Annotated in this window: 13 protein-coding genes and 1 pseudogene; all 14 read left to right on the top strand. The window is 63.3% G+C overall.

Features of this window, described 5'->3' with window-relative positions; translation table 11 throughout:
• Positions 1-73: 73 nt before the first annotated feature.
• The 14 genes and pseudogenes from GGI60_RS01950 to GGI60_RS01885 all read left to right on the top strand — a co-directional run bounded on the left by GGI60_RS01950 (position 74) and on the right by GGI60_RS01885 (position 12,864).
• Positions 74-637 (top strand): hypothetical protein, encoded by a 564-nt coding sequence (locus GGI60_RS01950; RefSeq protein ID WP_183913042.1) that lies wholly within the window; start codon positions 74-76, stop codon positions 635-637.
• A gap of 60 nt (positions 638-697) precedes the next feature.
• Positions 698-1,092 (top strand): annotated as a pseudogene (locus GGI60_RS01945) (MYG1 family protein); the annotation flags it as partial.
• A gap of 178 nt (positions 1,093-1,270) precedes the next feature.
• Positions 1,271-1,660, top strand: coding sequence for a c-type cytochrome (locus GGI60_RS01940; RefSeq protein ID WP_183913044.1), 390 nt, complete (start codon positions 1,271-1,273; stop codon positions 1,658-1,660).
• A gap of 159 nt (positions 1,661-1,819) precedes the next feature.
• Entirely contained in the window at positions 1,820-2,638 is an 819-nt protein-coding gene (locus GGI60_RS01935) for a cytochrome c oxidase subunit II (RefSeq protein ID WP_183913046.1), read from the top strand.
• A 67-nt stretch (positions 2,639-2,705) separates the two neighbouring features.
• A complete protein-coding gene (locus GGI60_RS01930; RefSeq protein WP_183913048.1) occupies positions 2,706-4,484 on the top strand; it encodes a cytochrome c oxidase subunit I in 1,779 nt (592 codons plus the stop codon).
• Positions 4,481-5,194 (top strand): cytochrome c oxidase subunit 3, encoded by a 714-nt coding sequence (locus GGI60_RS01925; RefSeq protein WP_183913050.1) that lies wholly within the window; start codon positions 4,481-4,483, stop codon positions 5,192-5,194. Before GGI60_RS01930 ends, GGI60_RS01925 begins: the two co-directional genes overlap by 4 nt.
• A gap of 11 nt (positions 5,195-5,205) precedes the next feature.
• Positions 5,206-5,925, top strand: a complete 720-nt coding sequence (locus tag GGI60_RS01920; RefSeq protein ID WP_183913052.1) for a heme-copper oxidase subunit III family protein — start codon at positions 5,206-5,208, stop codon at positions 5,923-5,925.
• Between the two features lie 7 nt (positions 5,926-5,932).
• Positions 5,933-6,298, top strand: coding sequence for a cytochrome C oxidase subunit IV family protein (locus GGI60_RS01915; protein WP_183913054.1), 366 nt, complete (start codon positions 5,933-5,935; stop codon positions 6,296-6,298).
• 107 nt (positions 6,299-6,405) lie between these two features.
• The gene (locus GGI60_RS01910; protein WP_183913056.1) at positions 6,406-6,987 is read left to right on the top strand and encodes a dienelactone hydrolase family protein; all 582 of its coding nucleotides are present in this window, start codon (positions 6,406-6,408) and stop codon (positions 6,985-6,987) included.
• 146 nt (positions 6,988-7,133) lie between these two features.
• On the top strand, positions 7,134-8,174 hold the full coding sequence (locus GGI60_RS01905; RefSeq protein WP_183913058.1) for an AraC family transcriptional regulator: 1,041 nt from the start codon (positions 7,134-7,136) through the stop codon (positions 8,172-8,174).
• A gap of 198 nt (positions 8,175-8,372) precedes the next feature.
• The gene (locus GGI60_RS01900; RefSeq protein WP_183913060.1) at positions 8,373-9,557 is read left to right on the top strand and encodes an efflux RND transporter periplasmic adaptor subunit; all 1,185 of its coding nucleotides are present in this window, start codon (positions 8,373-8,375) and stop codon (positions 9,555-9,557) included.
• A 184-nt stretch (positions 9,558-9,741) separates the two neighbouring features.
• Positions 9,742-10,446 carry an ABC transporter ATP-binding protein gene (locus tag GGI60_RS01895; protein WP_183913062.1) on the top strand — a complete coding sequence of 235 codons (705 nt, stop codon included), beginning with the start codon at positions 9,742-9,744 and terminating at the stop codon, positions 10,444-10,446.
• Positions 10,443-11,582 (top strand): FtsX-like permease family protein, encoded by a 1,140-nt coding sequence (locus GGI60_RS01890; RefSeq protein WP_183913064.1) that lies wholly within the window; start codon positions 10,443-10,445, stop codon positions 11,580-11,582. The genes GGI60_RS01895 and GGI60_RS01890 overlap by 4 nt, the downstream gene beginning before the upstream one ends.
• Positions 11,583-11,586: 4 nt before the next feature.
• On the top strand, positions 11,587-12,864 hold the full coding sequence (locus GGI60_RS01885) for an ABC transporter permease (RefSeq protein ID WP_183913066.1): 1,278 nt from the start codon (positions 11,587-11,589) through the stop codon (positions 12,862-12,864).
• The last annotated feature ends 204 nt before the right edge of the window (positions 12,865-13,068 follow it).

Raw genomic sequence — 13,068 nt, 5'->3', positions numbered from 1 at the left:
GCGCGCTCGCTGGCCTTTTCCTGCAATTTCGCTATGATTCTTCTGGCCACGCCCGGTCAGACGGAGTTCTGCCATGCTCGAACGAAACCAACTTCCCTTGCGCCCGGCAGCTCCCGTTTTCGCTGTCGCCTGGGTCGTCGTCATTGCCAGTGCCAGCGTTGCTCTCAGCCTGCTGTTGGCCTGCGTCACGCCTTTTGTTGCCTTGGCGGCGGTCTCGGCAGTCGTGCTTCCCCGGCGGATGGCGCTGATGGCGGTGCTGCTTGCCTGGCTTGCCAACCAGACGGTCGGCTATCTCGTCCTCGGTTATCCCCAGACCTTCGACAGTTTTTCCTGGGGGCTGGCGATCGGGATTGCAGCATTTGTAGCGCTTGCGGCGGCGCTCGCGGCGCTGCGCCTGACCACAGGCCCTGTCGTCACTATGGCCGGCGCCTTCATCGCCGGGTTCGCTGCTTACGAGGGCGTGCTTTTTGCCGCAACGGCGGTGCTTCCGTCCGGCGACGGGGCGTTTTCGGCAGTTGTTGTCGCCGAGGTTCTTTTGATCAACTCTCTGGCCGCGATCGGACTAGTCTGCCTGCATGCCGGCGCGGCGGCCAGCCGCGCGCTTGTCGCGGCGCAGCCGGCACCGGTGCTGCTTTAGGTCTTCGTCTTCACAGTTGTCGCCGGTCCAAAACCGCCGCGCGCCTTCCGCAACGGCCGGGCGCTCAGCCCCTCGGGGCCGTTGGCTGGCTTGACGCTGCCGGCACTGCTCGAGACCCTGAAACCGGTTTTCGACGAAGCGGATGCCGATGACCGCGTGCGGCCCTTGCTATTGCCCGCAGTTTCGTCGAGGCCAAGATCGCTCAGAGCGCTGGAAAATTGCGGGCCGAGGCGATCGTGCACGAGGCCATCAAGGCTGCGGGGCAGGGCCATATTCTGGAACTGCCGAGGGGGGCTCCGACCGCCGCCGTCGTCCCCTCTCTGGCGGCGGTTTGCGGCATAGAGGCCGCGAGCTTCTGCCATAACGGCCGCTTCATAGCCGCCGCCAGGAGCCGCGGGGCGGCGCTTGCCATGGCCAAATTGGCGGTCAAGGAGGCTCTTTCGATCGGGGTGTAGCGCCGTTATCCGCATCGGATCTACCTGACATCAGATGCGTTCAGGTCACTCCAACTGTGGAAGCGATTGACTTGCATCCCCGAAGGGCTAATCTGCCTGGTATAACAACCACCACCCACACGCGAGAGATAGTGGACGGTGTGAGTGGCTGGCGACCTTGAGGAGGATGAGGTTTGCCATGGATTATCGTGTCGTTCTGCTGATTGGTGCAGCTGTGATTGCCCTTGCTCCCGCTAACGCCGGGGCGCAGGAGGGCGACGCGGCGGCGGGCGCCGTGGTTTTCAAGAAGTGCGCGACCTGTCATGTCGTCGAGTCCGATACGAACAAGGTCGGCCCGTCTCTGAACAAACTGTTCGGCAGGCAGGCCGGGACGCATCCCAATTTCGCCTATTCGGCCGGAATGAAGGCGGCCGGCGAAGGCGGTCTCGTCTGGGACGAGACGGTGCTGCGCGACTATCTGCACAATCCGAAGGCGAAGGTGAAGGGCACGAAGATGGCCTTTGTCGGCCTGAAGGACGAAAAGGAGATCACCGATCTCATCGCCTATCTCAAACAGTATTCGCAGTGACGGGAATATTGCCATGGCAATACTCCGAATGACGGGTTCGCGGTCGGCGACGCATGGCTAAATCGCCGTAATTGCGATATTTTCTATCTGTGCGATAATAAACACGGACTTTTTGCGGAATGCGGTTTCACGGGTCAACCTGCTCGAGGAGGAGCGGAAATGGCTGTCGTGCTGATCCTCGTCCTGATTGTCGTCGGCTCCGTGCTGTTCCATGTGCTGAGCCCGTGGTGGTGGACGCCGATCGCGTCCAACTGGACCTATATCGACACGACCCTCGTCATCACCTTCTGGATCACCGGCATCGTCTTCGTGGCGGTGATTTCGTTCATGGCTTATTGCGTGTTGCGCTTCCGGCACAGACCGGGCAATCGCGCGCATTACGAGCCTGAAAACCGCAAGCTGGAGGTGTTGCTCGCCTCGGGAACGGCGGTCGGCGTCGCCGCCATGCTGGCGCCTGGCCTCATCGTCTGGAACCAGTTCATATCGGTGCCGGCCGATGCTGCATCGGTCGAGGTCGTCAGCCAGCAATGGCTGTGGAGCTTCCGGCTGCCGGGGGCGGACGGAAAACTCGGCCGCGCCGAGACGCGTGACGTCACGCCAGAGAACCCGCTCGGCCTCGACAAGAATGATGCAAGCGGTCTCGACGACGTGATCATCGAGGGCGGCGAGCTGCATCTGCCCGTGGGCAAACCGGTGCACATATTGCTGCGCTCCGTTGATGTGCTCCACGATTTCTACGTGCCGGAGTTCCGCGCCAAGATGGACATGATCCCCGGCATGGTTACTTACTTCTGGTTGACGCCGACCCGGACGGGCACCTTCGAGATCCTTTGCGCCGAACTCTGCGGCGTCGGTCATCCGCAAATGCGGGGCACCGTCGTGGTCGATAATGACGCGGACTACCAGACCTGGCTCGGGCAGCAGCAGACATTCACCCAGCTGACGGCGTCATCGGGAGAGCCGCCGCCGGCGAACTGAACTGGCGGCAAGACGGCCGGAGGCCGCAGGCCGGTTTAACCAACCGGCGGGTATAGGAGGAGATATCATGGTCGAGATTCCGTCCGGCAGTGTAGGTGTAATCCCGTCCGCCGAAGTCGAGGACGTCGAGCTCTATCATCCGAGAAGCTGGTGGACGAAATATGTGTTCAGCCAGGACGCCAAGATCATTGCCGTGCAATATTCGGTGACCGCTATCTCGATCGGTCTGGTGGCGCTGGTGCTCTCCTGGTTGATGCGGATTCAGCTCGCCTTTCCCGGCTACTTCGCCTTCATCGACGCCGATCACTATTATCAGTTCATCACGATGCACGGCATGATCATGGTGATCTATCTCTTGACCGCGCTCTTCCTCGGGGGCTTCGGCAACTACCTCATCCCGCTGATGGTCGGTGCGCGCGACATGGTGTTCCCTTATGCGAACATGCTGAGCTACTGGATCTACCTGCTTGCCGTGCTGATCCTGGTGGCGGGCTTTTTCGCCCCCGGCGGCCCGACTGGAGCCGGCTGGACACTCTATCCGCCGCAATCCGTTCTGTCAGGCACGCCCGGCGGCAAGGATTGGGGCATCCTGCTGATGCTCACCTCGCTGATCGTCTTCATCATCGGCTTCACCATGGGCGGGCTGAACTATGTGGTAACGGTGCTGCAGGGGCGGGCGCGGGGGATGACGCTGATGCGGATGCCGCTCACCGTCTGGGGTATCTTCACCGCGACCGTGATGGCGCTGCTTGCCTTTCCGGCACTCTTCGTCGCCTGCGTCATGATGCTCTTCGACCGGGTGCTCGGCACGAGCTTCTTCATGCCCGCCATCGTCGAGATGGGCACGCAACTGCAGCATGGCGGCGGCAGTCCGATCCTATTCCAGCACCTGTTCTGGTTCTTCGGTCATCCCGAGGTCTATATCGTCGCGCTGCCGGCTTTCGGCATCGTTTCCGACCTGATCAGCACGCATGCGCGCAAGAACATCTTCGGCTACCGCATGATGGTCTGGGCGATCGTCATCATCGGTGGCTTAAGCTTCGTCGTCTGGGCGCACCACATGTATGTCAGCGGCATGCACCCGGCCTTCGGCTTCTTCTTTGCCACCACGACGCTGATCATCGCCATTCCGACGGCGATCAAGGTCTACAACTGGGTGCTGACACTCTGGCGCGGCGACATCCACCTGACGCTTCCCATGCTTTTTGCGCTCGCCTTCATCGTCACCTTCGTCAATGGCGGTCTGACCGGCCTCTTCCTTGGCAATGTCGTCGTCGACGTGCCGCTGTCGGATACGATGTTCGTCGTCGCGCATTTCCACATGGTGATGGGCGTGGCGCCGATCCTCGTCATCTTCGGGGCGATCTATCACTGGTATCCGAAGGTGACCGGGCGCATGTTGGACGAGACGCTCGGCCAGATCCACTTCTGGACCACCTTCCTCGGCACCTATGCGATCTTCTTTCCGATGCATTATCTCGGCCTGCTCGGTGTGCCGCGCCGATACTTCGAGATGGGAGAGACCGCCTTCGTTCCGCCATCGGCCCATACGCTGAACATCTTCATTTCTGTCATGGCGCTTGTCGTCGGAGCAGCCCAGGTGGTCTTCCTGTTCAATCTGGTCTGGAGCCTTTTCCGCGGCCGGGAGGCCGGCGGCAATCCCTGGCGGGCAACGACGCTCGAATGGCAGACGCCACAGACGCCGCCCGCGCACGGCAACTGGGGCAGGGATCTGCCGGTCGTCTACCGTTGGGCCTATGATTACAGCGTGCCGGGGGCGGCCGAGGATTTCATTCCGCAGAATGTTCCGGCAAGCGACAGCGTCACCCGGGAGGTTCCGGCATGAGCATCATGCTGATTTTCCTGGCCGCCATCGCCGCCATCATCATCTGGTGGCTGGCCGGGCAGCGGCTGGCCTCCAAGCCGTGGCTCGAAACGGGATCGGTTCAGCTGCCGGCTCATGACGGGGCCGACCGGCCGCCGGTGCCGGCGGTGAAGATCGGCCTCTTCGTGTTTCTCGGCGTCGTCGGCGCGCTCTTCAGCCTTGCCGTCAGCGCCTACTTCATGCGTGCGGCGTCGGCGGACTGGTGGGGGATGCCGGTTCCGCGGCTCCTCTGGATGAATACCGCAGCACTTGCGCTCAGCAGTGCTGCGCTGCAATGGGCGAAACATGAAGCGGCGCATGGCCGCATGGAAAACCTGCGGCCGACGCTTGTCGCCGCATTTGCCCTCGCCGTCTTCTTTCTCGCCGGGCAGATCCAGGCCTGGCGGGAGTTGACGGCGGTGGGCTACGTGCTGGCCGACAATCCCGCCAACAGCTTCTTCTATATGCTCACCGGCCTGCATGGCCTGCATATTCTCGGCGGGCTTGCCGTGCTCGCGCACACGACGGTCAGGGCATTTTCGACGGAGGTCGCGCCGGACGGGCTGCGCCTCAGCGTCGATCTTTCCGCCATCTATTCGCATTTCATGTTCGCCGTCTGGCTACTGCTCTTCGCGCTCTTTGCCGGCTGGGCGAACGACTTCGTCGATCTCTGCCGCACATTACTGAACTAAGGGGTTTGCAGATGGCACAGACTATCGAGACACACGGCGGGGCAGACCTCAGGCCGGCGGGCCTTCGCGGTGTCGCCGCCGATTTCAGCTCGGATCAGCGCGCCTTCAAGACCGCCTCCTGGGGCAAGGCGATGATGTGGATCTTTCTCCTCAGCGACACCTTCGTCTTCGGTTGTTTTCTGATCGCGTATATGACCGCCCGCATGTCCACGCCGGTTCCATGGCCCAATCCGAGCGAGGTCTTCGCGCTGCATATAGGCGGTGAGGACGTACCGCTGATCCTGATCGCGATCATGACCTTCGTGCTGATCTCGAGCAGCGGTACGATGGCGATGGCGGTCAATTTCGGCTATCGTCGCGACCGCCGCGTGACCGCGATACTGATGCTGCTGACGGCGCTTCTGGGCGCAACCTTCGTCGGCATGCAGGCCTTCGAATGGACCAAGCTGATCACCGAAGGCGTGCGCCCCTGGGAGAACCCGTGGGGGGCGGCACAATTCGGATCGACCTTTTTCATGATCACAGGCTTTCACGGCACCCACGTCACGATCGGCGTCATCTTCCTGCTGATCATCGCCCGCAAGGTCTGGCGAGGCGACTTCGACGTCGAGCGGCGCGGCTTTTTCACCAGCCGGAAAGGCCGCTACGAGGCCGTCGAGATCATGGGCCTCTACTGGCACTTCGTCGATCTGGTCTGGGTCTTCATCTTCGCTTTCTTCTATCTGTGGTGAGGTCGTCATGAGCGAGACAACGGCGCATGGGCAAAGCCAATCGGTGCATGTACAGGCACATAGCGGGCAGCAGCATCCGATCCGGCTCTATCTCTTCGTCTGGGGCCTGCTCTTCGTGCTCAGCGCCTTTTCCTACATGGTCGATTATCTCGGGATCCAGGGCTATATTAGGTGGTTTCTGATCCTGGTGTTCATGATGCTGAAGGCCGGGCTGATCGTTGCGGTTTTCATGCACATGGCCTGGGAACGGTTAGCGCTCGTCTACGCCATCCTGCTGCCGCCGGTGCTGGTGCTGGTCTTCGTCGCGCTGATGGTATCGGAATCGCAGTATACGATCTTCACCCGGCTCGCCTTCTTCGGCGCGACGCCGTAGAACCGGTCGTCGTGGCAGAGCTGCGACATCGGAGACGGCTGCCGCGCGCTCAATCCGGACTGCTTCGAACTTTTATCAAATGTGCCGACTCTCGACCGGAGGCGCCTATGGCTGAAATCTTGCTGTTCCATCACGCACAGGGGCTGACGCCTGGTGTGCGGGCCTTCGCCGACGATATCAGGGCTGCCGGCCACATCGTGCACACGCCTGACCTGTTCGACGGACGCACGTTCGGAAGCATCGAGGAAGGTCTCGCCCATATCGGCGAGAACGGATTCGACGCCATCAGGGAGCGCGGCCTCCGGGTTGCCGACGAACTGCCTGCCGAACTTGTCTATGCCGGTTTCTCATTCGGTGTGCTGCCGGCGCAGAAGCTGGCGCAAAGGCGGCCAGGAGCCCGTGGAGCTCTGCTTTTCTATTCCTGCCTGCCGATCAGTGGCGAATGGGCCTTCGGACCCTGGCCGGATGGTGTCGCGGTGCAGATCCACGGCATGGACAACGACCCGATCTTCGTCGGCGAGGGCGACATCGATGCCGCCCGCGAGATCGTCGCGAAGGTCACGGACGCGGAGCTGTTTCTGTACCCCGGCGACCAGCATTATTTCGCCGACAGCTCGCTTCCGTCTTACGACCCGGATGCGACCGCGCTCCTCACTGCGCGCGTGCTTGCATTCCTGCAACGCGTCTGATGCCGGCGTTCATGGCTAGCCCGGTCCGGCGCGCCAATTCAAAAGAATTTCTCCTGAAAACGCGTTCTAAAACACGATGGAGGTCGCTTCGAATGAGGATGTCGGCAATGATGGCCGTCTATCCGTGACCCCGACCCCGCCAGGCCATGCTGTTCATTCCGCTTCCCTTCGTCGTCGCTCTCCTTCTGCTCATCCTCTTCGTCGTCGTCTTCAGACGCGACGAGGAGGGGCAACCCAACCGGCCGTTTCTGGTGCTCATCCTGCTGAGCGCGCTGCAATCGGTCCTCTCCGGCTTGCGTTGGGGCTATGGGATGCAGGTGGTCGGCGTGATCGCTCCCGTCATCGCGGCGACGGTGCCGCCGCTCGCCTATGCCGGCGTTTCCCGACTGGTGAGGACGAGCTGGCGGCCGCTTGTGGGACGCCTCGGGCTGCATGCCGTGCCCGCCGTCCTCATTCTGCTGTTGGTGGAGTTCTGGCGGGAGGCGATCGACGTTGCGCTGGTGCTGATCTTCGTCGGTTACGCCCTGGCGATCCTGCTGCTGATGCGCCCGGGAGCAGATGCGCTTCGGCTCGCGCCTTTCGAGGGAGCGGTGCCGGCCTATCGAGCCATCATCTTCGCGGCGGCGGCGCTCTGCCTGTCGGCCGCGGTCGATACCTTCGTCTTCTTCGACTTCACCTGGGCGCATGGCGAGCACGCGCTGACCGTGATCAGCGTCGGCAATCTCGCCGCCCTCGTCATTCTCGGCACTGCGGCGGCCGCCGCCAGCGGAAGCCGGGCGCCTGCTGAAACGGCGGAGGCTGTGGCGAGGCCGGAGACGAGCGAAGACAAGGAGACGATCGCTACCGTGGACGCGCTGATGGAGACAAGGAAGCTCTATCGCGACGCCAATCTCAATCTCGACCGGCTCGCCCGCAAGGCCGGCATCCCCGCACGCCAGATCTCGGCGGCGATCAACCGGGCAATGGACAAGAACGTCTCGCAATATGTCAATGATTATAGGATCGGCGAGGCCTGCCGCCTGCTTTCGGCCACCGAGAAATCAGTGACCGAAGTGATGTTCGACGTCGGCTTCCAGACCAAGTCCAACTTCAATCGCGAATTTCGCCGGGTGACGGATATGACGCCGCTTGCCTGGCGGCAGAAGAGGGCGGAGGGCGGCGGTTCGTCGGCGATAGACAAGCTGTAGTGCCGCCCGCCGTCATGGTTCGAGACGGCCGTGCGGGCCTCCTCACCATGAGGGCTGGTTGTTGTACCCGCTCGCGTTCGCCAGTGAGGCAAGCCGCGCCCCTCTCTCCGCCCTCATCCGGAGGCGCCCCGCAGGGGCCTCGAAGGACGAGGGCGACCGCTGCCATTTACACAATCGCGATCGAGAACGTCGCAGATCGTGTTCGAGGTCGCGATTTCTGCCGGGTCGGCGATGTTGGCCGGCATGAACACGACATCAGAACATGATCGAACCCTTGCCGCCCAACTGAGATCGCTTTCGATCGAGCCCGCGGCCTTCAAGACGCAGTTGCCGGAGCCTCGTGCCCGGCGGCGCATGATCCCTGGCGCAATATTTGTCATTGCGGCGACGGCGTCGCTGGCGGTGGTCGCTTTTTATGGACCTCAGACGCTGGAGCGTATCGAGGTAGCGATCGCGGGGAGGGTGGGCGACCACGCGGCGATATCCGCTCATGAGGCACCGGCCAGGGGCGGTGCGATTGTTGAGGGAATGCGGCCTCCGGCCGACGATGGGGCGAAGAGTAGGGCCGCGCCGTCCCGTGAGGTTACCGGCTCCGGCTACGTCGTGGCGCCTGACACCGCCATCGTCTTTTCCAAATATGAGGGCCGGGTTATCGCCGTCGAGGTCGAGGCGGGCGACAAGGTCGAGGCGGGGCAGGTGCTGGTGCGACTCGACGATGCCGGCGCCCGGTTTGCGCTCCGGGGTGCGGAGATATCAGAGCGGGCGGCGGAGCTGGCGCTTGATGCGAGGAATATCGAGCTTGCGCAGGCGCGGTCATCCCTGACACGTACCGAACGGCTGGCCGGGCGGGATGCGATGTCGGCGCAAGCCCTGGAGGAGGCGAAGACGGCTTTCGAAACCGCCGAGAATGGCGCGGAGCAAGCCCAGCAGGATCTCGCAAAGGCTAGGCTCGATATCGACAGGGCGCGCGAGCAGGTCGAGGCGCTTGTCGTGACCGCACCGATTTCGGGCACCGTGACGCGGCTTGATGCGCATGTCGGCGACACCGTGCTGTCGCGCGAGGACAGCGTGCGGGAGAATGAAAGCCTGCTTGCGATTACCGATACGACGAAGATGGTCATCGATGCGGATGTGGCCGAAGCCAATATCGCGCTGATGCGGCCGGGCCTGTCAGGCGAGGCGGTGCTCGATGGCTTTCCCGATCAGCCTTTTACGATTGAGGTGTCGAAGGTCGCGCCCCTGATTTCGCGGGAGAAGGGGACGGTGACGCTGCGCCTGTCGCTCAGGTCGACACCTTCCGGCATGCGGCCTGCGATGGCGGCGCGCATTCGGCTTGTCGTGGGTGAGGGGAGCGCGGGCGCTCTTCACCCGCCGCCGTCCTGAGATGCCCCGGCCGTTGGCCTACGCACCGGGGATGAGGACTGATCGTGGTGCCGTGGGGCGGTGGCTGACCGGCGTACTCCGTGGCCCTCCCTCTCTCCGCTCTCACACAGAGATCCCCACAGGGGCCTCGAAGGACGAGAGCGGCCTCTGCGATATCGACAACCCATCACCAAGGAGCAAAGCAATGATCGACAGCCAAGCCCCCTTCATCGCGCTTGCCGGCGTCAAAAAGGCGTTCAGGATCGGGACAGAGACGATCCCGATTTTCTCCGGACTCGACCTTTCCATTCCGCGCGGCGACTTCGTTGCTGTCATGGGGCCGTCCGGCTCGGGGAAATCAACGCTGCTGAATATGCTCGGTGGTATCGACGGCCCCGATGCCGGCGAGATCCGGATCGGGCGCAGCCATCTCGAACAGATGGGCGAAGGGGCCAGGGCGGCCTGGAGAGCACACAGCATGGGCATCGTCTTCCAATTCTACAACCTGCTGCCGATGCTGAATGCGGCGGAAAACATCGAGCTGCCGCTGCTTCTGAAACCCCTCGGGCGCAGGGAGCGGCGGGCCCGAGTCGATACTGTCATGGAACTCGTCGGGCTTGCCGGCCGGCAGCGGCAGTTTCCCACCAGCATGTCCGGCGGGCAGCAGCAGCGTGTCGGCATCGCGCGCGCCATCGTCGGAGATCCCGATCTTCTTCTCTGCGACGAACCGACCGGCGATCTCGATCGAAAATCGGCCAATGATATCCTCGAGATGCTGAGCTTTCTCAATCGCGAGCTTCAGAAGACCATCATCATGGTCACGCATGATCCCGAGGCCGCTTCCTTCGCCCGGCGTACGCTGCATCTGAACAAGGGCGAATTCGTCAACGAGGAAAGGGCGGGCCGATGACCTTCTTCGAGCTCATGCGGCGCAATGCCTGGCGCAAGCGGCTGCGCGCCATCCTGCTGATGTTCTCGGTCGGCGTCGCCTTTCTGATCTACGGGCTGACGGCGAGCTTCGTTGCCGGCAGCCAGGGCGCCGCCGGCGCCAGCGACAATCTGCTCGGCGTCTTCAACAAGTCGGGACGAGGCCTGCCCTTGCCGCTTGCCTATATCAATCGCATCGCGGCCGACCCCGATATCGCCGCCGTCGCCTATACCGCGCGCATGCGGGGTTTTGTCGAGGTCGAGAGCAATGTGGTTGTCGTCAGCGCCGTCGAGCCGCAGGCCATTGCTGCGGCCAACGGAGAAGAGCTCGGGCTCACGCCGGAGCTGACCGCGGCGCTCGAAGAGGGCGGCGACCGGGTGTTGGTCGGCCGGGCGCTGGCGGAGGCTCAGGGCTGGTCAATCGGCCAGCGCATCGGCTTTACCGGCCAGCTGACCAGGACCGACGGCAGCCGGAACTGGAGCTTCACGATCGCGGGCATCTTCGAGGGCGCTGATGCCGGCACCGACACCTATTTCATATTGGCTCGCTATGAGGCGCTCAATGCCGCTCGTGCGCGCGACAAGGATACGGTCGACGCCTTTGTGGTGCGTCCGCGCCCGGGCGTGTCGCCAGGCATACTGGCGGCGCGGATCGACGCACTGTTTGCCAATTCGGCGGCGCAGACGAGGACGCAATCGGAAAAGCAATTCCTCGAGGCGTTTTTCAGGCAATTCGCCGATGTCGGCCTTATCGTCAGCCTTGTCGTCGGTGCGGCCTTCGTCACCATCCTGATGATCGTGATCAACACTATGCTGTTTGCCGTGCGCGAGCGTCGTTTCGAGATCGGCGTCATGAAGGTGCTCGGCTTTTCCAGTGGGCGGATCATGGCGCTTGTCGTCGGCGAGACGCTGTTTATCTTCGTTGTCGGCGGCGCAAGCGGGCTCGTTCTCGCTAAGCTCGCGACGCTTTCGATCGGGCCGGAATTCGGCCTCGTCTTCGGCGCGACCCTTCTCATGAAATCTTTGGCCATCATCGCGGGGCTCGGCCTGCTGACCGGGTTGCTGCCTGCGATCAGCGCCATGCGTCTCCCGATCATCAATGCCTTCAGAACGAGATAGTCCAATGTCATCAGTGCTCAAGCAGATATTTCTCATGATCAGAGTCAATCTCGGCAGTCTGCCTCGGCGGCTTTGGATCTCGCTGTCGATGGTGCTGTCGGTCGCCCTCGTCGTGGCGGTGCTGGCGGGCTTTCTGGCCATGGCGCGCGGCTTCGAGACCGCGCTTGCCGGCGCCGGCTCGCCCGATATCGCCGTCGTTCTCGGCGGAGGGACCAATCAGGAGACCGGCTCGGAGGTGCCGGCCGAAGCAATCCGCAGCCTTGCCGCCATGAGCGGCGATACCGGGATCGCCCGCAACCCTGGGATTGCTCGCAACCCTGGGATCACTCGCAACCCTGGGATCCCTCGCGACCCTGGGATCGCCCGCGACGGAGCAGGCGAGCTGGCTTTGTCGCGCGAGATCGTCGTTCCCGTCGATGTCCGGCAAGGCGACGGCGCCGAGCAGACGCTGTCTTTGAGGGGCATGGACGTGGCCGGCCCTGCCTTGCGCGAGCGCGCACGGCTTTCGCAAGGACGGCTGTTTTCGCCGGGTGCGCGCGAGATCGTCGTCGGCGCCCGCATCGCGGACACCTTTCCCGGCTTTGCGGTCGGCGACACGATCCGGTTTGGCGCGCTCGACTGGAGGATTGTCGGGCATTTCACGTCAGGCGGCGGCGCCTTTGAATCGGAGATTTGGGCGGATCTGCAAGCGGTGCAATCGGCTTTCGACCGGCATGGGCAGGTGCAGAGCCTGCGGGTCCGGCTGGAAGGCGATCCGCCCGGGGCGCTGGCGGCTCTGCGCGAACGGCTCTCCAGCTTGCCCGGCACGCCGCTTGCCGCCGTCCCCGAGGCCGATCTCTATGCCGGCCAGGCCGAGCGGACCGAAAGCCTGATCCGCCTGTTCGGCTGGCCGATTGCGCTTCTGATGGCGGTGGGTGCTGCGGCTGGAGCCCTGAATACGATGATGAGCTCGGTCTCAGACCGCGCCCGGGAAATCGCCACGCTGCGGCTCCTCGGTTTTGCCCGCCTGCCGGCCTTCACCGCTACTTGGGTGGAGGCGGTGCTGCTCTCGGCCCTCGGAGCGGCCGCCGGCGCCATCGCCTCCCGGCTCGCCTTCGACGGCTGGCAGGCGAGCACGATGGGCGCCAACAATACGAAGATGGCATTTCAGCTCGTCGTGACGCCGGATGTGATTTGGACGGCAGGTCTGCTCGGGCTGGCGGTTGGCGTGATCGGCGGCGCACTGCCGGCGCTGGCCACCGCGCGGCTGCCGATGAGGGTGGCGCTGCGGGCGAGGGGGTAGGAACACGATTCTAGCTGTCTTGGAGGCTGTGCCGCGTGGCTCCCTCATCTGTCCGCCGGCATCTTCTCCCCGAGGGGAGAAGTGGGCAAGTCGCTAGCTTGGTGTCCACAAAGGGTGCGTTCAAGAAGGGCGAGACGTTGCTTCGACTCATCTTCTCCCCAGCGGGGAGAAGATGCCGGCAGGCAGATGAGGGGGCCACACGGC

The sequence above is a fragment of the Rhizobium lentis genome (assembly GCF_014200175.1).
In the GTDB taxonomy this organism is placed as follows: Bacteria; Pseudomonadota; Alphaproteobacteria; order Rhizobiales; family Rhizobiaceae; genus Rhizobium; species Rhizobium mulingense.
This window is presented reverse-complemented; position numbering and strand designations above follow the sequence as displayed.